We start from the raw sequence: 20,983 nt of genomic DNA, 5'->3' as shown, positions 1-20,983 counted from the left end.
GTTTATGATAAATCAAAACTACTGGAGGCGCGCGCCGATCATCAAAGTAAGCGAGCCAGAGCTTAAAAAAATTCTAGGTATGGATGAGAAGCAAAGCCACGCCAGTATGATGGATTTTTTTGAATTTAAAGGCGGCGAGAGCTACTACAAGCTCGATAAAATGGTCGAGGAGATCAACCGCAAGCCTTTGGGCAATCGCGGCGTGCTAGATAAAGAGATCATCAAGGTAAATGAGCGCGTAAACGTCTTTTACTCGGCGTTTATGGGGGATTATTTTAGAATTATTCCGGTTAAGAACGCTAAAAATAACGAGTGGCTTTCGCCGCTATATCTAGGCGATGCGCTGGATCAAAACGAATCTGCTGAAGTTAAAAAGATGATGGGAATATTCGTTTCGTCCGTGGTCTATGCCCAAGAAAGCGGGGATTGGAGCGGCGCGGAAAAGATGCTAAGCTACGTCAAAAAATACCAAGCACAAAACGGCGCAAATTTAATGCCTAGCGAGAGCGCGATAAAATATGAAATTTTATTTAATAAGGCTAAAATTTTTTCTCGCCTCTTTCCGATCTACACTATCTCGGGATTTTTGCTTCTGATCTTTATCTTTTTGCGGATGATGAAGCCCGCTCTTCGCCTAGGCGGCGCATTTAAGCTCGTTTATATCGTAAATATCATCGCCTTCATCGCGCACACCGCAGGTCTTGCGCTACGCGGCTATGTTTCGGGGCACGCGCCGTGGAGCAACTCCTACGAATCACTCATCTACATCGCGTGGGCGCTGTCGCTAAGCGGAATATTTTTCTCGCGCAAATCTGCAATCTCGCTGGCGCTTACCTCGATAATGGCGGGCATTACGCTGATGGTCGCGCATCTTAGTGACATCGATCCGCAAATCACCAATCTCCAGCCGGTTCTAAAATCGCACTGGCTTACGATCCACGTCTCGGTAATCACCGCGAGCTACGGATTTTTGGGGCTTTGCATGCTGCTTGGAATTTTTACCCTCGTGATGTTTTCATTCGACAAGAAAAACCCCGAAATCGCTCGCAATATCGCAGAAGCCACGCATATCAACGAAATGTCGATGATCCTAGGTCTTTGTTTGCTGACGGTGGGCAACTTCCTAGGCGGCGTGTGGGCGAATGAAAGCTGGGGGCGCTACTGGGGCTGGGATCCGAAGGAGACCTGGGCGCTCATTACGATTTTCATCTACGCGGTAGTCGTACATTTTAGGTTTATGCCTAAGCTCAATAATCAGTTCGCCTTTGCCGTAGCCTCGATGTTTGCGTATTTTAGCGTCATAATGACCTATTTTGGTGTAAATTTCTACCTAAGCGGCATGCATTCATACGCTAGCGGCGAGCGTATCCCCGTGCCCGGCTGGGCGTACGCGATGGTCGCTTCGATGGTGGCCCTTGCGATCGCGGCGTATTTCCGCTCGGGCAAAGCAACTAGGCTTTAGATAGGTGGGGCTCAAATTTTAGAATAATAATTTTGAAATTTCGCCCAGATTTTGCAGCTTGCCGAGGCTTTAGGGATTTATGAAATTTATCTTTAAATTTTGGCTGGGCTTTGAAATTCCGCAGAATTTTATAGAATTTTACGGCTCACGATTGCGCTAAATTTTAAAATTTTGCATCGCGACAGAATTTTTTGATGCTTGAGATTTGTAAAGCGTCGTAAAATTTTAATGATTTGGAATTTGCGCCGCTATGGGGTTTTAATGTTTTAAATTTTACTTCTAGTGGAATTTTTTCATGCGACGGAAGTGCGACGAATTCTAGAATTTTAAAATTTCAGCTAGCGCGCTAGCGTAAAATTCTGCCCTACTGCCGCCATGACCGAGCAGTGAAATTTTAAAATTTTAAATTCCGCGCCATGATAGAACATGACAGAATTTGAAAATTTATAAAATTTTAAACTGCGAAAACGCCTCGCTAGGCATTAAAATTATCTTAAAATATAATTTAGCTTGTAAGGTTAAGCTAAATTTCTGCTTATAATCATATGGATTTAATCTTTATTTGGCTAAAATTGACGCTTGTCAATTTCTTAATTTGAAAGGATAAAGATGTCTGATCTAAAACAGGATAGACGAGGCTTTATCGGGCTTACTTTCGGCGCGGTTGCCGCTGTGGGTGGCGTTTTCGCACTCGTGGGGATGAAGAAATCGTGGGATCCGCTTCCTAGCGTGCGCGCCGCCGGCGTCACTACGGTAGATTTAAGTCCGATCAAAGAGGGCGAGCTTTATCAAACGCAGTGGCGCAAAAAGCCGATTTTCGTGCTTAAAAAGACCGCCGATATGCCTAAAAACGATGCCCGCGACGTCGTCGTAGGAGATGCTAGATATACGCTTTGCATAGGGCTTTGCACGCATTTAGGCTGTATTCCTAGCTACAAGCCATCGACGCAACAGTTCATTTGTGCATGTCATGGTGGGATTTTCGATGCTAACGGCGTAAACGTATTCGGTCCGCCGCCGCGCCCTATGGATATACCGCCCTTTAAAATCGACGGAACGAAACTCGTTTTAGGCGAAGAGGGCCCCGAATACCAAGCCCTAAAGCAGAAAGCATAGGAGGCGCAGATGGCACATATAAGAAAAGCTACGGGAGTTTGGGATTGGTTCGACCAAAGGCTCGCCGTAACGAAATTTTTCAAGGTGATGGTAAGCGAGTATTGGATTCCTAAAAATATCAGCTTCCTTTGGGCGATGGGCGTTATTTTGATGACGCTATTTATAGTTTTGTTCGTTAGTGGACTAATGCTCGTGATGTATTACAAACCGGATGTAAATTTAGCATTTGATAGCGTAAATTTTACGATTATGAAAGAGGTCGAATACGGCTGGCTATGGCGACATATCCACGCAGTATCGGCATCGGTTGTATTTTTGATCTTATACATTCATACTTTAGTAGCTATATATTACCGCTCGTATAAGCAAGGACGAGAGATGATTTGGGTAAGCGGAATGCTGCTTTTCATCATCTTTTCGGCTGAGGCTTTTAGCGGCTATATGCTTCCGTGGGGGCAGATGAGCTACTGGGCAGCGATGGTTATTACGAATTTATTCGGTGGAATTCCCGTAGTTGGCGATGCGATAGTCGAATGGATTCGCGGCGATTATGCTGTTAGTGATCCAACGCTGACGCGATTTTTTATGCTTCATGTCTGTTTGCTGCCTCTCGTGGTGGTTGCGGTGCTGGCAGTGCATTTTTATTCGCTTAGATTTCCGCATGTAAATAACCTAGACGGCGAGGAGATTGACTTTGAGCTCGAAGGCGAGAAGTATTTGGAAGGAAAAACTAGCGAAAGCAAGGTAATTCCGTTTTGGCCGGGCTTTTTGGCGAAGGATTTTTTCTACGTCAGTATCTTTATGATATTTTTCTTTTATCTGGTGGGCTTTCATTTCGATTTCGCTATGGATCCGATAAATTTCGAGCCGGCAAACAGCCTCAAAACCCCGACACATATCTATCCGGAATGGTACTTCCTCTGGGAATATGAAATTCTGCGCGGATTTTACTTCGACGTAGGGCCGCTTAAGGCTGCCGACATCGGACTTATCGCCTTTGCGTTTGCCGGGATTTCGCTATTTTTTATCCCGTTATTTGACCGCAGCAGCGTAGTAGCGCCTGCGCACAAAAACAAAGCGTTTTTCATTTGGTTTTGGGTTTTGGTAATCGACATGATCCTGCTTAGCCTTTTCGGCAAGCTCCCTGCAGACGGCGCGGAGCTTGGTATCGAAAATAAATACTGGGGCTTTGCTTTATCGATCATCTATATCGGATTGCTCGTCGTAGTGCTTCCGTTAATTACAATCGCAGAAAGAAAGAGGGTCTAGCCATGAAAGAGATAAGAACCCTAATCTTGGTGCTTTTTTGTGTGGGAATTTTATACTGGTTTATCGAGCCTTATGCTCATACTAAGCTCAGTCCGCACACCGATCCGGTAAATTATGACTTTGCAGCAGGCGATACGGCTTTAGCCGCGCATAACGTAGCCGCAGCAGAAAGCGCTTTGGCCGCAGCAGAAAAGGGCGGAGATGAGACGATGATAAAAAATTCTAAAAAAGCCCTAGCCAGTGCGAAAGAGCAACAAGACAAAACGGTGCTTTTTTGGGATGAGATAAATAAAATAGATCTTAGCAAAGGTGATGCCGTGCGCGGCGCCGAGACCTTTACAAATGCAGGCTGCACCGCATGTCATGGAGCAAAAAGTGCAAATATCCCCGCTCCTATGGACGCGGCAAGCGCTAGTGCCGCATACGGCGTCAATCCTCCGGATCTTAGTAGCGCAGGCTATCTATACACCGATAAATTCTTAGCTGCACTCATCAAAGATCCGATCATGGCTCTTAAGCTAGATCAGAAATTTGGCGATGAAAAGCCTTTTCCGATGCCCGGGTTTTTCGGTGCGGGCGGTGATCTAAATCAAGAGATCGCCGATATCGTAGCCTATCTAAAGTCGCTCGCTCCTAGCGAGGATAAACTAATCGCCTCTGAGGCTGCTGCTAGCGGCATCAAGCAAGGCACCGAACTAAATGAAGCGCAGAAAAAATTCCTTTTAAGCAAGGCGGTTTTTGAGGATGCTTGTCTAAGATGCCACGACGTCAAATATGATAAGCTCTTTGCATCCAGCGATAAGGCTAGCTTGGCTGCATATATGGGCTCGACGCCTCCTGATCTTTCGATGATGATCCGTTCCAAGGGCGCCAACTATCTACACGAGTTTATCAACGATACGCAAAAGAAGCTTCCAGGCACTTCGATGCCGCGCGTAGGCTTGAACGAAAACGCTGAAGCCAAGGTCGTGGAATATCTAGCTGACGTAGGCGATAGTAAAAAAGCCGAGCGTGAAGCTACGACCATAAATATTATGATATATTTCTTGATCCTTTCTGTTTTTGCAGGTCTTTGGAAAAGTAAAATTTGGTCGAAACTTCACTAAAATTTTAGCAGTCGGAGCAAAATCCGACTGCCTTTTAAAATTCCGCCATATCCTAAATTCTATTAAATTCTATCTATCAAAAAGCTCTTGCAATTGAGAATTTAGCCGCTTTCGTGCTTTATGATAACCGCTTTTTTTATTACTTTTTAAGATTTTTCTACATATAATTGCTACTTAATTTTGAAATTTAATGTATAAATTTAACTTAAGAAGGTTCAGATGAAATTTTTTAAATTTGCGATTTTGGCTCTTATTTTTCCATTTTGCATGTTGCTGGCGCAGACCGATTATCGCGCCGAAGCGGCGGCGATTAAAGAAAAATTTGCCCAGGCGGTTAAATTTTATGTAGACGGCAATAACTCGGAGGCCAGAAAGATAACCCAAGAGGCGTATTTCGGGCATTTTGAAAATTTAGAAGCCGGCATTCGCATAAATTTGGGACAGAAAAAATCCTACGATATGGAGAAGCAATTCGGCGATATCCGTAAAGCGATCAAAGCTGAAAAGCCTCTAAATGAGATCCAAGCAATGATCGATAATCTAAATCGCGAGATTGACGAGGTTCTGCCTGTGATTGAATCTGGTCATCGTCTCGTAGCCGAGTATCAAGACGGAGGCGATGGCAGCACTTCTGCGCCAGCCTCAGGCGGGAATTCCGCAGCATCCGGTACAACTTCGCCGTGGATGAGCGTCTATACGGAATTTAAAGCTGAGCTGGATAACGCTAAAGCTGCGTTTGATAAGAAAGACACTGCTGCGCTAAAAGCTGCGCTAAATCGCGCGAAATTTGATATCTACCGCAACGAACGTCTAGAGGAGGCAGTGCGAAAATATGTCTCGTCTCAGACCGATCAATCAATCCAGCAAATTATCGGAAATCTCTTGCGCGAGGATGCGGATACGGACAAATCAAAATTTGACGAAGCGATAAACGCCCTAGATAATCTAGCATTAAAAGCCGTAAATGATTTGCCGCAAGAAAGCTACTCCATAGCGCCGCAGACTGCGTTAGCACAAAGCGATACTAGCGAAGATGAAGGCAAGGATTTTACGCCGATTGTGCAAAATATCAAAGACAAAATGGCTAAGGTTTTGCAGCTTTACGAAAGCGGCAAGGTTGATGACGCGATCGACGAGAGCGGTAATATCTACTTTGATGAATACGAAGAGAGCGGCATGGAGAATATCGTCGGTGCTAAAAATACTCAGCTTAAGCTAGACACCGAAGCAAGCTTTAATAAAATTTCAGCTCTTATGCGCGCGGGCGCTTCCAAAGAGCAGATCGTAGCGGCGCAAAATAAGCTATTTGATCAGCTTACCCAAAGCCTAGAGCTAACGAAGAAATCAAGCAACTGGGATCTATTCTTATACGCGTTTATCATCATCTTGCGTGAAGGATTTGAAGCGCTCATCATCGTAGCCGCAGTCATCGCTCTACTTATAAAATCCGGCAACTCAAAGCACCTAAATATCGTTTACAGCGCTCTTGGCGTCGCAGTTGTGCTAAGTATCGCTACGGCTTACGGGCTGAATTATATCTTCGGTAGCGAAAATGCAGGACAAACGCGCGAAGTGATGGAGGGTGCGGTGATGTTAATCGCCGTAGTTCTGCTATTTTATGTGGGCTTTTGGCTTCTTTCGAATGCAAGCTCCAAAAAGTGGAGCGCCTATATCCAAGGTCAAATTTCAAACAGCCTAAGCTCTGGCGATAGCAAGATGCTTTGGTGGACGGTATTTTTGGCAGTTTATCGCGAGGGCGCAGAGACGGTGCTATTTTATCTAGCACTACTTTTCGATGCTAAAAGTCCGGCAGCTACTAGCATGGTAGCAGCAGGCTTTGTCGCGGGTCTAGCGGCTCTTATCATAGTTTATATCGTCATCAAAAAATTCTCGCTTAAAATCGCTATCAAGCCGTTTTTCATCGCTACATCGGTCATCATATTTTATATGTCCGTCGTATTTGTGGGCAAGGGCGTGATGGAGCTAGTCGAGGGCAAGGTATTCGTGCCTACGGTGATAGACGGGCTTCCTACGATTACGTGGATCGGATTTTATCCTTATGTCCAAAGCCTCGTGCCGCAAGCGGTGATGATCGTGCTTTTGATCGCAGGAATTTTGATCTTAAAAAACAAGCAAAAGAACAATTCTTAATAAAGGAGTGAAAAGATGAAAAAGATTTTTTCAGGTATGTTGGCACTAAGCCTAGCTTCTGTTGTCGCGATGGCGGGAGAGCATCCGATCGGCGAGCCGGTTGAACAAAACGGAATGGAGATTGCGGCCGTTTATCTTCAGCCTATCGATATGGAGCCAAAGGGCATAGATCTAGCTCCTAGCAAGGCTGATATCCACCTAGAGGCTGATATCCACGCTATTAAGGGCAACGCAAACGGATTTGGCGAGGGCGAGTGGATCCCTTATCTAAAGGTCGCTTATGTACTTAAAAACCTAGACACCGGCAAGATCCAAAAGGGAAATTTCATGCCGATGGTAGCTAGCGACGGCCCTCACTACGGCGCCAATATCAAAATGGTAAACGGCGTGGGCAATTACGAGCTAACCTATAATATCGAAAATCCAAGCACCAACGGATTCGGCCGCCACGCGGACAAAGCGACAGGCGTAGGCAAATGGTGGGAGCCGTTCTCGGTTAAATACACCTTCCAATACACAGGTGCTCCTAAAGAGTAATCATAGATGGCTCCGCCGAGTTCGTTTTCGGCAGAGCCCTAGCGGTATTGGGTTTTAGCCGCATGCTTTAAATTTAAGGCGGTTACTTTAGCCCATTTAAAATTTAATCGCTACGCCGTAGCCAAAGCGCATCGTTTTTGCTTTAATGCGTTTAAGCTTACGAATCTTTTAGCTGCGGCAAAATTTTAAAATTTAGCGCACTGCAAGGACGAGATAAAACCAAAGCAATAGCGAGACGAAATTTCTCTTTGTCGGCAGACTCTTGCCGCTGTAAACTTTTTGCAAGCGGATTTGAAATTTTAAAATTTACAAAGCGGCGTAGGTTTTAAAATTTTAAAATTTAGCAATTGTAGGCGATTTACGCGCATTAGGCTCGATGAGGATTTTTAATGACGATATTTTTTTATCACGTTAGCTTGGCTCTGTTTCCGCTCGCGTTTTTAAGCGCATATCTGGGCGGTAGGCGCTTTATCAGCGCATCGTTTTTGCCTGCGCTTTTTGGAGCTGCGTTTGGGGCGCTGTGCTTTAGCGCATTTGCGCGCTCGGCAAACGCCGATGCAGGCAAGATCGTATTTGATGCGCTCGCACTTTTAGCGCTGCTCGCGCTACTGCTTGCGTTTAAGTTTAAGCGATTCTATCTTACCGCTATAGTTATTTTTGCTCTTGGTTGCGCGTATGGATTTGAATACCGCTTCATAGGGATGAATTTTAAAATTTTCTCCGGCGAGCTGCTGGATAGCTTCAGCCTAACCAACCTCTTTATGGCGGTTTTAGGCGTGCTGGCGCTAATTTTATTCTATTTTATTTATCACTCAGCTCTAGCGCGCGCGAGCAGAGGCACAAAGCTAGTGTCTTTCGCTCTTGCCTGGGTGTTTGCTTTTATCGCTAAAATCGGCTTTTTAGGTCTTGATCTGCGCCAGGCGGATGCACCGAAAGCCCTAGCTGCGAAGGGTTTTGAAGGGCTTTCAAACGCGATCGGCTCATCCGAGTTTCTAAGCGTCATCGCCAAAATCATCCACTACAACAACTCCTATCTGACGCTAGCTCTTTGCCTTATAGCTACGCTAATTGCGCTATTTACGGCATTTCGTGCGCCAAGGCGTGTGCCTCGCGAAGCGGACATTATAAAATTTAGAGAGGTTAAAGCGGGCAGATTTGCCATTTTTAGAGATTTTAGCCTGATTTTATCGCTTGGGGTTTTAATCAGCTTTTTGGGGCTTTATTATATCTTGGTTGCTTCAAAACCGCCTACGATCGACGAGCCTAAGATTATAGAGCCGCAAGGCGCGGAATTTGTGATCGATGCAAACATCGTAAAGGACGGCAAGCTGCACCGCTTTGCCTACGTCACCGACGACGGGCATAAGGTCAGGTTTTTTCTACTAAACCGCTTCGCGGATAAATTTGCCCCGGTCGCGGTTTTTGACGCGTGCTCGATCTGCGGCGATATGGGCTACATCAAAAAAGGCGACGAGCTCATCTGTATAGCTTGCAATGTACGGATATTTTTGCCGAGCGTCGGCAAGCTTGGCGGCTGCAACCCAATCCCGCTAGATTATAAGCTAGAGGGGCAAAATATCGTCATCGCACTTAAGACGATCGAGGATGGCGCGTCCTATTTCTCGGAGATTGTGGATAAAAAGGTGATCGATCCGGTCAGTAGAAAAGAAATTTTAAACACCTCTAAATTTAGCTATCTTTACTACGGACGCACCTACTTTTTTGAAAGCGAAGCGAATGCAAACGCCTTTACCGCACACCCCGAGCGCTATGTAGATGAAAACGGCACGCTAAAGGAGCTTAAATAATGTTTTTACGCATCATCAAATCCTCCATTTTAAACTCCAGGGATAGCAAAATTCTAGCGTTTTTGACCATATTTTTATCGGTCTCGCTGATCGCTTGCATGCTAAATATCACGCTAAAAATCGGCGACGAGGTCGCTAAGGAGCTACGCAGCTACGGCTCAAATATCGTAGTGCTACCGCGCTCGCAAAGCCTAAGTATCGAGATCAGCGGACGCGAATACTCGCCGCTTAAAAACGACGATTTCTTAAAAGAGAGTGAGCTGCATAAGATCAAAGAAATTTTTTGGCGCAACAATATCACTGCCTTTGCGCCTTTTCTAACTACCCGCGCGGGAGATTACGACGTCGTGGGAACATACTTCGAAAAGGACGTAGGCGTTAGCGACGAGCCTGATTTCAGATCGGGCGTGCGCTCGCTCTATCCGTTTTGGAGCGTAGAGGGGCAGTGGGTAAAAGACGGCGCCGATGACGAAGTGCTCGCAGGCGACGGGCTGGGGCTTAAGATCGGCGATGCGGTTAAGCTTGGAGATTATGAGGTTAAAGTCGTTGGGATTTTACACGGCGCGGAGGATGAAGCCAAAAAGCTGATCGCAAATTTATCACTGGTGCAAAAGCTAACACACAAAGAGGGCCTCATCGCCAAAGCAGAAGTTAGCGCCATGACTATCCCGGAAGACGATCTGTCCGTAAAGGCAAGAAGGAGTCTCGATAATCTAGACGCCACAGAATACGACACCTGGTACTGCTCGGCATACGTAAGCTCCATCGCATATCAAATCACCGAGGAGTATCCAAACGCGACCGCTAAGGCGGTGCTTAGCGTCAGCGAAGCTCAAAGTGGCATCACGAAAAAAATTCAAAATTTAATGGGCGTCGTAAGCATTCTATCGCTGCTAATCTCAAGCATCTGCATCACGAGCCTGCTAAGCAGCGAAATTTACAAGCGCAAAAAAGAGATCGGCTTGCTTAAGGCGCTGGGAGCGAGCAACTTTATGATCTATATCCAGTTCGCCGCCGAAATTTTCGTCATCTGCGTAGCAAGCTCACTCGTGGGCGCAGTCGTGGGCTACGCGCTTAGCTGGGCGATCGCGTATCAAATTTTTGGCTCCTTTATCGGCGTATCGCTGATGGTCTTTCCGCTTAGCATCGTCTTTGGACTTCTTATTTGCATTATCGGCTCGATCTTGCCGCTACGCGGAGTAATCAAACTACTGCCTGCGGAGGTGCTTTATGGTAGGAAATAACGGCGCGTTTTTTAGAGGCGCGATCTTTAAAAGTATCATCAACAGCGGCATCCGCAGCTTCGTGATTTTCGTCGCGATCATGCTAGGCAGCGCGGTTTGCGCCGCGTTCGTAAATATCTACGCCGACATCGATAAAAAGGTCGCCAGCGAGTTAAACAGCTACGGTGCAAATTTAATCGTAAGCCCCGCAAATTTAGAAAATTCCCATATGGACGAAGCGGCGCTCGATGCGAAATTTGCTAAAATTCCAGCTCTAAAAAGCGCGAATAAATACCTTTTCGGCAGCGCAAATTTGGGCGTAAACTCAGGCATCATCATGGGGGTAAATTTCTCCTCTCTGCGCGATACTATGCCGTTTTTGGATCTTAAAGAGGGCTCGTTTATCGGCGTAGATTTCGACGATAAAAACGCGCTCATCGGGCAGGATCTCGCCAAACTTTTGGGCGCGAAGCTCGGCGATAGTATCGAGATCACGCCGATCGGCTCAAACGAAACGAGCAAGGTAAAGATAAAAGGCATCGTCTATGACGGGCAGAAAGAGGACGGCATGCTGCTAATCTCGTTGCCGCTGGCGCAAAAAATTTTAAATCAACCTGCGCAGGTAAATTACGCCGAAGCGATCGTAAGCGGCGATTTTAAGCAGCTTAGCGAAATTTCAAAAAGTCTAAGCGATGCGCAGATGAGCTTCGCGCCGATCGGCAAGGTATCCAAGACCCAGGGCATCATCTTAAACAAAATCAAGCTTTTGATGCTTCTTATCGGCATTACGATCCTTCTAATCACCTCGGTCTGCATCAACACGAGCCTTAGCTCGATCCTGCTTTCGCGCATCAAAGAGTTCGCGCTCATCCGCGCAATCGGCGCGAGCAAGCAAAATTTGCTCCACCTAATCCTGAGCGAAATTTTAACTGTCTGCGTCGCAGGCTCGCTAGTGGGGGTATTCGTGGGATACCTGCTCGCGATCTTGCTTGGGCATCTGATATTTTCAAGCAGCGTGGATTTTAGGCTGATTAGCCTCTTTGCGGCGGTCGCGCTGAGCCTGATTTTTGCGCTCGCGGCAAGCTACTATCCGATCAAAAAGGCGCTGAATCCAAATTTAGCGAATCTATTAAGGGAATGACATGGAAATTTTAAAATTTGAAGGCATCTGCAAATACTTCGGCGTGGTCAAGGCGCTCGATAATATCAGCTTCGACGTTTTAAGCGGCGAGTGGGTCAGCATAATGGGCCCAAGCGGCAGCGGCAAGAGCACGCTCGTAAATATCCTAAGCCTGATGGACACCCCCACCGCGGGCAGATATATCCTGGGCGGAGCCGACGCGAGCGCGCTAAACGACGAGCAAATTTTAGAATTTCGCCGTAAAAAGATCGGCCTCGTGTTTCAGCAGTTTCACCTAATCCCCTATCTAACGGCCGTCGAAAACGTTATGTTAAATCAATACTACCACAGCTGCGTGGACGAGGACAGCGCCAAGGCAGCACTTGAGAAAGTGGGGCTCGGGCACCGCATCACGCACCGCCCTAGCGAGCTTAGCGGCGGCGAGCAGCAGCGCGTCTGCATCGCTCGCGCACTCATCAATGATCCCGACATCATCATCGCGGATGAACCTACGGGCAACCTCGACGAGGCCAACGAGCGCGTGGTTTTGCAGCTCTTTCAGACGCTTCGTAACGAGGGCAAGACGCTGCTTTTGGTCACGCACAACGAGGAGCTCGGTAAATTTGCCGACAAAGTGGTGCGTCTAAGACACGGCAAGCTCGATCGAATAGAGCTTTTGGATCAAAGCACGATGAAGCACAATCTCGGCTCGCAAGATAAAATTTCAGATTGCGATCCAAACAAAAGCGCTTTGCAAAGCTCTAGCGCCGAAGCTGCGAGCGAGCAAAATCCTGCCTCGCAAAATTTAAACGGCGAAGATCAGAGTGCCGAAAATTCGGGCGCGCAAAATTCCGGTGCGTAAAATTTAGCTCGCATGATGAAAAATGAAGCTACGTTAAAATTTAAAAATTTCACCGCCCGCCCGCGCTATTTTCGGGTTCGCTTAAGGCTCGCGCGAGCAGGTGCGGCTCTTTGCTACGCACGTCCCGCCGAAGCTGCTTGCCTAGAAAGATCAAGCGCCGTTGCGAAGCCTAGCGAAGTGGGTAAAAATTTTAAAATTCTAAATTTTAAAAGCCGAAACGCTACGGGCGCGTATTGCTGCGCGGGTCGCAATATACGCCTAGGCGCGGGTCATGATATAAATTCAGGTAGCAATTACGCCGTAAATTTTAAAATTTCAAACGCAAATTTAAAGGCCGATTTAGCGCGCCCGAAGGCGAGTTTTAGATGATAAAATTTTTAAATTTAAAAGTTGCTGCCGCCGTGCTCGCGCTGCTACTCGCAGGCTGCGACGGATGGAAGCACCATCTAAGCAGCGACGGCATCTCGCTTGCCTCCAAGTTCGACCCCTCCGAGCGCACGCTAAAGATCGAGGGCAATGATAAGCCACTCGTGCTGTTTTTCTACACCAGTAGCCGAATTTAGAAATTTTAAAATTTTAAAATTTATACAAAATTCTACGATTTGGAATTTTGATAAAATTTCTGTGGCTACCAGCTTCCGCTAGCACCGCCTCCTCCGAAGCTTCCGCCGCCCCCACTGAAGCCGCCTCCGCTAAAACCGCCACTTCCTTTAAATCCGCCAAAATCCCCGGATGAGCCGCCTCTCATGCGCGATGAGCGCGCGATTTCGCTTATGATGTCTGCGCTCGAGATTATATCCTCGTCGCTTCTTCTGAGGCGCGTCACGCGGCGGCTTAGTATCGCAAAAAGCAAGACTGCAAAAAGCACCATAAAGATCGCAAAGTCCTTGTTGCTCGGATCCTGCTGCGCGTTGGCGTTAAGCGGATCAAATTTTATATCGCCGCCTTCGATCGTGCTAATGATCGCTGAAATTCCGCTAATGACGCCACTTTCGTAATCTCCCTGCCTAAAATAGGGCAGAATTTTATTGCTGATGATGCGTTTAGCGCGCATATCGGTTAGTACGCCCTCTAGCCCGTATCCGACTTCGATACGCACTTTATGCTCGTGCGGAGCAACAAGCAGCAGTACGCCGTTGTCGCGCCCTTTTTGCCCGATACCAAGAGCGCGTGCCTGCTCTACGCCGATTTCCTCGATAGAGTAGCCACCGAGCGATTTTAGGCTTATGAGCATGATCTGGTTTGTGGAATTTTTATCGAAAGTCGTTAAAATTTCATTCAGGCTCTCTCTTGCGGCTGGGCGTAAAATACCAGCCTCATCAATTACAGCGGTGCCGTTTGGATGGGCTAGATACTCGCTGGGCACGGCGAGGCTTATTGCAAATAGCGCCATTAGGGCAAAAGCAAATCTCCAAGCCACTCTCATCGCAGCTCCACCAAGGTCTCTTCTATCTCGTTATTTTCGCTATTTTTAGGCACTCGCATGGCTAGCTCACACAGCGCGTCCATCGCCTTTAAAACGGCAGGCTCAAGGCCTTGCGCGCTAGGATTAAATTCCGTCGTGATACCTTCAAACTCAACCTTAGAGATAAACTCCGCCGCTCGCGCGCCGCAGATGATATGAGCGCAGCGCTCGCGGACGCAGACACAAAACATTATCGCTTCTTTTACGCTGCCGTAGCGCTCGTAAAATTTTTGCATCGCAAACTCGCCCGAGAGCCGAAGTCTGCGAGATTTAGGCGTGATTATAGTTAAAAGCATGGGGCATTTAGCTAGCAGAGCTTTAATCGCAATGAAGCTAAGTGCTACGATCTGCAGTAGCTCAGCTTTGCTTATTTGTGGCACGAAGCACAGAACGATGCCGATCGCAAACGCCGTCATTACCGCCGCGCCATAGCTAGCTTCGCAGTCTTCGCTTGCTTCGCGCGCGACCACGCAGACGATCTGCGCACCGCTTGCAGCTTCGGCTTTCGTGATTAGCTCGTGGATTTTTTGCTTGCACTGCTCGCTTAGCATTTGTCTCCCTTAGCGTTATTTAAACGAGACGCTAGGGGCTTTTTGGCTTGAGCTATCAGCGCTAAAGCTAGGTTTGGCGCCGCCTAGTCCTACGATGCGCGCGATGATGTTTGTAGGAAAGGTTCTAATTAGCTTGTTGTATTCCTGCACCGAGGCGATGTAGTCCTTGCGCGCTACGGCGATACGGTTTTCCGTGCCTTCGAGCTGATTTTGCAGGTCGGCGAAATTCTGATTTGCCTTAAGATCCGGATAGCGCTCGACTACCAGCATCAAGCGCGATAGGGCTGAGCTAAGCTCACCTTGGGCGCCGTTAAATTTCGCAAACGCCTCCGGATCTTGCGCTAAACTTTCTGCATTGATATTGACAGCAGTTGCCTTAGCGCGGGCATTTATGACGCCTTCTAAGGTATCTTTTTCATGGCTTGCGTAGCCCTTGACGGTTTCTACGAAATTTGGAATCAAATCGGCGCGGCGCTGATATTGATTTTGCACCTGGCTCCACGCGGCCTTAACTTCTTCATCTTTGCTTACGAGTTTATTGTAAACAGGCACTGCAAATATCGCAAACGCGATCGCCGCAATCACTAAGACAATTAGAGCTTTGATTAAGATATGAAGCCCTCCTTTTTGGCGCGGATACTCTCCTCCGCCAAAGCTCTCGCCTCGCGCGGATAAGCCTTTATCGTCGTAACCTATACGCTCGTTATTTTCTCCTTGCAGCTCTTTCATTGAAATCTCCTTGGGATGTTGGAATTTAATTTGACTAAAATTTCATATTCGATCGTGCCAAAGTGTTTTGCCCAAATCCGCGCGTCGCCCAGCACGCAAACTCGCTCTCCGCCGAATTCTGCACAGAAGCTATCCATCGACATTTTTCCGAGCATTTTTTGCCCGCTTGCAAGCGCTAGCTCGCCCTCGCCGTCGTAGCGAAATAGCCCGTCTGCGTAGCCTAGATCGTATGTGCCGATCCTCATATCGCGCGGCGCTTCAAATTTCGCGCCGTAGCCCACGCGCTCGCCTTTTTTCAGCACGCGCGAGCTGATCAGATCGGCATAGAGCTTTAGTACGGGGCGTAAATTTAGGCTCTCGTCAAATTGCGGATAGCCGAACTGCGCCATGCCTACGCGCACGTATTCGTCCTCAAAGCCCGCTCTGCGCTCGATCGCCGCGGAGTTGCTCGAATGAAATTTTAAATTTCCAAAGCCCGCGGCGGCGGCTTTTTGCCTCGCAAGGCGCTTAAATTCTATGAAATTTTGCCTCTGCGCGAAAAAATCTCCACTTAGCTCGTCGCTTGCGCGAAAGTGTGTAAAAAAACCACGAAGCTTAAATCCGCCCGCCTTGCATAGCCTAAGCGCCTCATCTAGCTCGCTCGCAGCGATGCCGTTGCGGTGCATAGCAGTATCTGCAGCGATATAAATTTTAAGCCCTCGTTTAAGACGCGCAAAGTAGCTCAGATCATTTACTGCGTAGCAAAACCGCTCGTCCTCGTCCCCGCGCGGAATGTGCGAAAGCACTAAAATTTCATCAAATAAATCCGCAATCTGCGCAGCTTCCGTAGCACTTCGCGTTACGGCGTGTACGAAGCCTAGTTTCGCCGCTTCCTCGCAGCAAAGCCTGCAGCCATGGCCGTATGAATTATCCTTGGCTACCAAAAATACTCGCTCCGCTTCACCTACTTTGGCGGCGATTTGCGCTAGATTGTGCGCATAAGCGGCGCGATCTAAGATAATATCAGACATCGAAATTTAGCCCGTAAGTGCGGTATAAATATGGCAGCAGCTTGCGTGCGGCGTAGTCGTAGCCGTAGAATTTCGCGTAAACTTCCTTCAAGCTAGCCGCACCTGCGCGCTCGAAATCAAATACGTCGGTGCCAGCGATTTTTGGCACGCGCTCATCTAAGAATTTAAAAAATTCCGCTCTCGCAGCCAAAAGCTCTTTTATATTTTTCTCAACCTCTTGCTTTTCAGATTCGTTCATCTCTGGTCCTTTAAATTTTCTAGTTTACCTAAAAATACGCGCTGCATCTCGTCGCGAAACTCGGGGCTGCTGGCCTCGAAGCGGGTTACGATCACAGGCGTGGTGTTGCTTGCCCGTACGAGCGCCCAGCCGTCATCAAACCGCACTCTGATGCCGTCGATCTCGATAATATCGCGGATGGGTGGCAGCTCCGCGATACCTGCGTGGATTTGAGCTTTAAGAGCTTCGATGATCTTAAATTTCGCCTCCTCGCTCGTATTAAATTTTATCTCGTCGGTGCTAAACGTCCGCGGCAGCTTATCGAGCTCGCCGTCAAGATCAAAGCCGAGCTTGACGAGCTCGAGCACGCGCATCATCGCATATACGGCGTCGTCGAAGCCGAAATATCGCTCCTTAAAATAGATATGCCCGCTCACCTCGGCGGCAAGATCGATGCCAAGCTCTTTCATCGCCTTTTTGATGTTGCTGTGGCCGGTCTTGCCCATAAAGCTTTTGCCGATCTTATCGATGGTATCATACATCGCTTGAGAGCATTTAACCTCGCCTAGGATGCGTGGGCGGTGCATATTTAAGGCAAGCAGGCAGGCTAGCTCGTCGCCTTTGATATTGCGGCGCGGCGTAAGCACGGCGATTCTATCGGCATCTCCGTCAAAGCCGAAGCCTAGAGCCACGCCGTCTTGCTTCATCGCGGCTTTAAGATCAGCTAAATTTTTCTCCTCGCTGGGATCGGGGTGGTGGTTTGGGAAGTTACCGTCTGGCTGTGGAAATAAAACTTTAGCGTTTAGCTCTAGCCTTTCGACGATTTTAGTAGTCGTAACGCCTGCAGCTCCGTTTGCGCAGTCAATGATAAAAGGCGCGGCAAAGCCCTTAAGAGCCGCAAATTCTTTCTCAAAATATACTAGATACTCGCTTAAGATGTCGTACTTCTGAGTGCTTATATCGGTTGGAATTTTAAAATTTGAACCGATCAGCTCTCGCACCTGCGCGCCGAGGCGTTTCAAATCCGCGCCGAAGAAGCTGTCTGTGCCGATCGTTATTTTAAAGCCGTTGTAATTTTTAGGATTGTGCGAGCCGGTAATCATTACGTTTGCGTCAAATTTATGCGTAAATACGCTAAAATAGCCCACCGGCGTCGGCAGCAAGCCGATATCATAAACTCGCAACCCGGCGAAATTTAGCCCGCTTACGAAATAGCCGAAAAGCTCATCCGCGCTAAGACGGGCGTCGTATCCCACGCTAACGCGCTCAAGCCCCAGATTTGCGATATGTTTGCCAAGCGCGAAGCCGATCGCTTTTACGCTGCGCTCGTTTAGCTCTTCGCCCACGATGCCGCGAATATCGTATTCTCTAAAGATATCTTCGATCATAAAATTCCTTTAAATTTAAATCGCGGTATTTTATAAAAACTTGCTTAATATTTATATTATAAATGATAAAATCGCCGCTAAAATTCCAAAGGATGATTATGAAAAAATTTATTCTAGCAGCGATTTTAGCGGCTTTTGCTTTTGCGGGCGATTACGAGCTCGTAGGTAGCGTAAATACTTCGTTTAGAATTTTTGGCAAAGACGATCGCATCGAAGTTATCGCGGTTAAAGATCCTAAGGTTGATGGAGTGACCTGCTACGTCTCTTACGCCAAAAAAGGCGGTGCCAAAGAGATCATCGGCGTGGAGGAGGATCGCTCCGAAGCTTCTGTTTCGTGCGTGCAGACAGCGCCTAAAATCATCATCAAAGAGGAGCTGAAAAAAGAGGATATTTTTGAAAAACGCAGCTCGTTAATCTTCAAAAAGACCCATGTAGTTAGGCTTTACGACGCGGTGCAGGGCTCACTAATCTATTTGGTTTATTCAGACAAAGTGATTGATGGCTCGCCTAATAACTCGATCTCGGCGATCCCGTGCCATCAAGCCGTGGGCGACGTGTACGAGCTCGCATATACCCAAGGCAAAAAATAATAAGAAGGAATTCCGCAAAGATAGAATTTTATCACAGCGAATTTTAAATTAGAAATTACGCGATGAGATGGCGCATGAAATTTAATAGAATTTCGCCAAATTCCGCAGCATTTTATAAAATTTATCCGCACCGTTAAATTCCTAAGCGAATGCCTAAGATGAGAATTTTACCGCTTTATAAAAGCATTTTAACGCATATTCGCGCTACGCTAGTAGGCGTGCGCTTGCAAGTCGTAAAATGAAAAATTAAGCAATTTTTGCTAAAATCTCGCGATTTTGAAAACCCTCGTAAATCTAAAGGAAATCAATGAAGACATTTTTTAGTATGGAGTGCGCGTCAGTGATGCTACTTATTTTGGCGCTAGCCTGTGCAATCGCTACTTTTGTAGAGACCGCTTACGGCACGGAAGTAGCTTGGGCGATGGTTTATTCTACTGCGTGGTTTGGCGCGCTGATGGTGCTTTTGGGAGTAAATTTAACCTACAATATCTATCGCTACCGCATGATTAAACTTCGCACGCTGCCTGCGCTAATCTTTCACGCAAGCTTTTTGTTTATGCTTGCTGGAGCGATTTTGACGAGATATTTCGGCTTTGAGGGCAATATCCATATAAGAGAGGGCGGCGAGAGCTCGATCGTAACGACTAAAGACGAGGTCGTTCAGCTCCTTACTTTAGGCAGCGACGGCGAGTTTATATCTGCTGACGAGAGCAAATTTTTAAACGGCGCAGGACGGATGAACTTCGATCTCAATCTAGACGTAGAGGGTAGGATCGCAAATTTAAAATTTAAAGAGCTCGTAGAACACGGCGAGCTAAAATGGGTGCAAGATCCGACCGGACAGGCTCCTGCGCGCGTGGAGCTATTATTTTCCAACAACGTTGGCAGCCAAAACGTCTCCTTGCAATCGGGCGAAAACATGGAGATAGGCGAGCTTAGTATCACTTTTAATGCAGAGCCTAAAAGTAAGAATTTCATCTATATAAAATCCAAAGACGGCAAATTCTATCTAAACTCAAGCCTTGATATAAACGCCACTAAAATGGCTGATATGAGCACTGCACCGCTTAAGAGAAACGAGGATAATCCGCTAGGCAATCTCTTGCTTTACAGCTTCGACGGGATAAATTTCGCCCCTGTTAGTCTGCTTAGCTCCGCGGTCGAGAAATTCGTCCCGGTCGATACGAATTTACCTGGTGAGCCCGGCGTAGTAGCTACACTAAGCTTTGCGGGGCAGAGTCGCGAAATCTACGTACCTAGGGATTCGCATGGCGCTAGCTACAAGGTAGGCGATAAGAATTTCATCGTAGCCTTGGCGCCAAAGATGCTTCATCTGCCTTTTAAAATCGCGCTTCGCGACTTTGTGATGGATCGCTATCCAGGCACCAATTCGCCCTCCGGATATAAAAGCGAAATCACGTTAAAAGACGGCAATTCGAGCTTTGATTATGATATTTTTATGAATCACGTGCTCGATTACGGCGGATACCGATTTTTCCAAAGCTCATACGATACAGACGAGCGCGGCACCGTGCTTTCGGTCAATAAAGACCCCGGTAAAGTTCCAACTTACATCGGTTATTTTTTGCTTTGCGTAGGGATGTTTTTTAACTTTTTTAATCGGGGCTCGCGCTTTTTCAAGCTCTCGCACTTAATCAGCGAAAATACGCATCTTGCTCGAGAAAAAGATGTAAATTCTAAAAATTTGGCGTCTAGCTCGGTGCCCGCAAGCTCCGCAGAAAGCTCCATATCAAAACGCACCAAAAAATCGCGACGCGGTACTAAAGGCGCGGCATTAGCATTAGTAGGCGCATTGGCTTTGAGCTTGGCTACATTGTATCCTAGCACAGCAAACGCCGAACAAAACTCCACGGCACAAAATTCTACTTCGCAAAATTCCGCCTCAAATGCAGCCGCAGAAAATTCCGCGCCGCAAAGCCCGGCTAGCGTGCAAGATCCCGCTTCGCAAAATTCTGCGCAAAATTCCATGCAAAATTCCGCCGCCGAAAATTCCAAGCAGAGCTCCGCTTCGCAAGAATCTGCAGCGGAGCAAGACTCCGTCCCACCGCATAATTTTTCTACTATGGGAGGCGAGCTGGCCGTACCGAAATTCGATCCTAAATTTAGCGAAGATCTAGCAAGCCTCGTAATTCAGGGATTTGATGGGCGAATGGAGCCTTTTGATACCGTTTCTAGGGAGCTTTTAAATAAAATTTACCGTGCCGACAACTACAAGGCGCCAAATGGCGAAATTTTAAACCACAACGCCGCTGCGCTTTCGTTTATGCTAAATCAAAGCTACTGGAGGCGTGCGCCAATCATCAAGGTTAGCGAGCCGGAGCTTAAGAAAATTCTAGGTATGGACGAGAAGCAAAGCCA

The 20,983-nt window shown here is 47.2% G+C and carries 19 protein-coding genes and 1 pseudogene; 14 read left to right on the top strand and 6 right to left on the bottom strand.

Annotation, left to right across the window (positions count from 1 at the left end; translation table 11 throughout):
• From ccsA to Q0277_RS10910, 12 genes and pseudogenes are all read left to right on the top strand, one after another.
• Positions 1-1,462: cytochrome c biogenesis protein CcsA (ccsA, locus tag Q0277_RS10965; protein ID WP_297998112.1), on the top strand; the 1,462-nt coding region annotated here is incomplete at its 5' end.
• Between the two features lie 609 nt (positions 1,463-2,071).
• Complete coding sequence (gene petA / locus Q0277_RS10960) at positions 2,072-2,578, top strand: ubiquinol-cytochrome c reductase iron-sulfur subunit (protein ID WP_177387024.1); 507 nt, start codon at positions 2,072-2,074, stop codon at positions 2,576-2,578.
• 9 nt (positions 2,579-2,587) lie between these two features.
• On the top strand, positions 2,588-3,847 hold the full coding sequence (locus Q0277_RS10955; RefSeq protein WP_297998111.1) for a cytochrome bc complex cytochrome b subunit: 1,260 nt from the start codon (positions 2,588-2,590) through the stop codon (positions 3,845-3,847).
• A 2-nt stretch (positions 3,848-3,849) separates the two neighbouring features.
• The gene (locus Q0277_RS10950; protein ID WP_297998109.1) at positions 3,850-4,953 is read left to right on the top strand and encodes a c-type cytochrome; all 1,104 of its coding nucleotides are present in this window, start codon (positions 3,850-3,852) and stop codon (positions 4,951-4,953) included.
• A 219-nt stretch (positions 4,954-5,172) separates the two neighbouring features.
• Positions 5,173-7,104 (top strand): FTR1 family protein, encoded by a 1,932-nt coding sequence (locus tag Q0277_RS10945; RefSeq protein WP_297998106.1) that lies wholly within the window; start codon positions 5,173-5,175, stop codon positions 7,102-7,104.
• A 15-nt stretch (positions 7,105-7,119) separates the two neighbouring features.
• A complete protein-coding gene (locus Q0277_RS10940; protein ID WP_297998104.1) occupies positions 7,120-7,641 on the top strand; it encodes an iron transporter in 522 nt (173 codons plus the stop codon).
• Between the two features lie 389 nt (positions 7,642-8,030).
• Positions 8,031-9,449, top strand: a complete 1,419-nt coding sequence (locus Q0277_RS10935; protein ID WP_297998102.1) for a Fe-S-containing protein — start codon at positions 8,031-8,033, stop codon at positions 9,447-9,449.
• Positions 9,449-10,693 (top strand): ABC transporter permease, encoded by a 1,245-nt coding sequence (locus tag Q0277_RS10930; protein WP_297998100.1) that lies wholly within the window; start codon positions 9,449-9,451, stop codon positions 10,691-10,693. Before Q0277_RS10935 ends, Q0277_RS10930 begins: the two co-directional genes overlap by 1 nt.
• On the top strand, positions 10,680-11,813 hold the full coding sequence (locus tag Q0277_RS10925; protein ID WP_297998098.1) for an FtsX-like permease family protein: 1,134 nt from the start codon (positions 10,680-10,682) through the stop codon (positions 11,811-11,813). Before Q0277_RS10930 ends, Q0277_RS10925 begins: the two co-directional genes overlap by 14 nt.
• Position 11,814: 1 nt before the next feature.
• Positions 11,815-12,453, top strand: a pseudogene (locus Q0277_RS10920) (ABC transporter ATP-binding protein); the annotation flags it as partial.
• A gap of 216 nt (positions 12,454-12,669) precedes the next feature.
• Complete coding sequence (locus Q0277_RS10915; RefSeq protein ID WP_297998096.1) at positions 12,670-13,023, top strand: hypothetical protein; 354 nt, start codon at positions 12,670-12,672, stop codon at positions 13,021-13,023.
• Entirely contained in the window at positions 13,020-13,217 is a 198-nt protein-coding gene (locus tag Q0277_RS10910; RefSeq protein ID WP_297998095.1) for a hypothetical protein, read from the top strand. The genes Q0277_RS10915 and Q0277_RS10910 overlap by 4 nt, the downstream gene beginning before the upstream one ends.
• Positions 13,218-13,282: 65 nt before the next feature.
• Here Q0277_RS10910 and Q0277_RS10905 read toward each other — a convergent pair whose 3' ends face one another.
• From Q0277_RS10905 to Q0277_RS10880, 6 genes are read right to left on the bottom strand one after another with little or no spacing between them, the layout of a single operon-like run.
• A complete protein-coding gene (locus tag Q0277_RS10905; RefSeq protein WP_297998093.1) occupies positions 13,283-14,080 on the bottom strand; it encodes a TPM domain-containing protein in 798 nt (265 codons plus the stop codon).
• On the bottom strand, positions 14,077-14,670 hold the full coding sequence (locus tag Q0277_RS10900; RefSeq protein ID WP_297998091.1) for a hypothetical protein: 594 nt from the start codon (positions 14,668-14,670) through the stop codon (positions 14,077-14,079). The genes Q0277_RS10905 and Q0277_RS10900 overlap by 4 nt, the downstream gene beginning before the upstream one ends.
• Before the next feature lie 15 nt (positions 14,671-14,685).
• Positions 14,686-15,399, bottom strand: a complete 714-nt coding sequence (locus Q0277_RS10895) for a LemA family protein (RefSeq protein WP_297945944.1) — start codon at positions 15,397-15,399, stop codon at positions 14,686-14,688.
• Positions 15,396-16,409, bottom strand: a complete 1,014-nt coding sequence (locus tag Q0277_RS10890; RefSeq protein ID WP_297998089.1) for an alanine racemase — start codon at positions 16,407-16,409, stop codon at positions 15,396-15,398. The genes Q0277_RS10895 and Q0277_RS10890 overlap by 4 nt, the downstream gene beginning before the upstream one ends.
• Complete coding sequence (gene cmeU, locus Q0277_RS10885) at positions 16,402-16,647, bottom strand: CmeU family protein (protein ID WP_297880638.1); 246 nt, start codon at positions 16,645-16,647, stop codon at positions 16,402-16,404. The genes Q0277_RS10890 and cmeU overlap by 8 nt, the downstream gene beginning before the upstream one ends.
• A complete protein-coding gene (locus Q0277_RS10880) occupies positions 16,644-18,014 on the bottom strand; it encodes a phosphomannomutase/phosphoglucomutase (RefSeq protein WP_297998087.1) in 1,371 nt (456 codons plus the stop codon). Before Q0277_RS10880 ends, cmeU begins: the two co-directional genes overlap by 4 nt.
• 98 nt (positions 18,015-18,112) lie before the next feature.
• Between Q0277_RS10880 and Q0277_RS10875 the strand changes: the two genes are divergently transcribed.
• Positions 18,113-18,604, top strand: coding sequence for a CreA family protein (locus Q0277_RS10875; protein WP_297998073.1), 492 nt, complete (start codon positions 18,113-18,115; stop codon positions 18,602-18,604).
• Positions 18,605-18,911: 307 nt separating this feature from the next.
• Positions 18,912-20,983, top strand: a 2,072-nt coding sequence (locus Q0277_RS10870; RefSeq protein ID WP_297998072.1) for a cytochrome c biogenesis protein ResB, incomplete at its 3' end; no start/stop codon positions are given.

It is taken from the genome of uncultured Campylobacter sp. (assembly GCF_938030815.1).
In the GTDB taxonomy this organism is placed as follows: Bacteria; Campylobacterota; Campylobacteria; order Campylobacterales; family Campylobacteraceae; genus Campylobacter_B.
This window is presented reverse-complemented; position numbering and strand designations above follow the sequence as displayed.

What these genes read in the sequence shown, in the direction of transcription:
- petA (WP_177387024.1), top strand. Translation starts at nt 2,072, where the DNA reads ATGTCTGATCTAAAACAGGATAGACGAGGCTTTATCGGGCTTACTTTC.
- Q0277_RS10955 (WP_297998111.1), top strand. Translation starts at nt 2,588, where the DNA reads ATGGCACATATAAGAAAAGCTACGGGAGTTTGGGATTGGTTCGACCAA.
- Q0277_RS10950 (WP_297998109.1), top strand. Translation starts at nt 3,850, where the DNA reads ATGAAAGAGATAAGAACCCTAATCTTGGTGCTTTTTTGTGTGGGAATT.
- Q0277_RS10945 (WP_297998106.1), top strand. Translation starts at nt 5,173, where the DNA reads ATGAAATTTTTTAAATTTGCGATTTTGGCTCTTATTTTTCCATTTTGC.
- Q0277_RS10940 (WP_297998104.1), top strand. Translation starts at nt 7,120, where the DNA reads ATGAAAAAGATTTTTTCAGGTATGTTGGCACTAAGCCTAGCTTCTGTT.
- Q0277_RS10935 (WP_297998102.1), top strand. Translation starts at nt 8,031, where the DNA reads ATGACGATATTTTTTTATCACGTTAGCTTGGCTCTGTTTCCGCTCGCG.
- Q0277_RS10930 (WP_297998100.1), top strand. Translation starts at nt 9,449, where the DNA reads ATGTTTTTACGCATCATCAAATCCTCCATTTTAAACTCCAGGGATAGC.
- Q0277_RS10925 (WP_297998098.1), top strand. Translation starts at nt 10,680, where the DNA reads ATGGTAGGAAATAACGGCGCGTTTTTTAGAGGCGCGATCTTTAAAAGT.
- Q0277_RS10915 (WP_297998096.1), top strand. Translation starts at nt 12,670, where the DNA reads ATGAAAAATGAAGCTACGTTAAAATTTAAAAATTTCACCGCCCGCCCG.
- Q0277_RS10910 (WP_297998095.1), top strand. Translation starts at nt 13,020, where the DNA reads ATGATAAAATTTTTAAATTTAAAAGTTGCTGCCGCCGTGCTCGCGCTG.
- Q0277_RS10905 (WP_297998093.1), bottom strand. Translation starts at nt 14,080, where the DNA reads ATGAGAGTGGCTTGGAGATTTGCTTTTGCCCTAATGGCGCTATTTGCA.
- Q0277_RS10900 (WP_297998091.1), bottom strand. Translation starts at nt 14,670, where the DNA reads ATGCTAAGCGAGCAGTGCAAGCAAAAAATCCACGAGCTAATCACGAAA.
- Q0277_RS10895 (WP_297945944.1), bottom strand. Translation starts at nt 15,399, where the DNA reads ATGAAAGAGCTGCAAGGAGAAAATAACGAGCGTATAGGTTACGACGAT.
- Q0277_RS10890 (WP_297998089.1), bottom strand. Translation starts at nt 16,409, where the DNA reads ATGTCTGATATTATCTTAGATCGCGCCGCTTATGCGCACAATCTAGCG.
- cmeU (WP_297880638.1), bottom strand. Translation starts at nt 16,647, where the DNA reads ATGAACGAATCTGAAAAGCAAGAGGTTGAGAAAAATATAAAAGAGCTT.
- Q0277_RS10880 (WP_297998087.1), bottom strand. Translation starts at nt 18,014, where the DNA reads ATGATCGAAGATATCTTTAGAGAATACGATATTCGCGGCATCGTGGGC.
- Q0277_RS10875 (WP_297998073.1), top strand. Translation starts at nt 18,113, where the DNA reads ATGAAAAAATTTATTCTAGCAGCGATTTTAGCGGCTTTTGCTTTTGCG.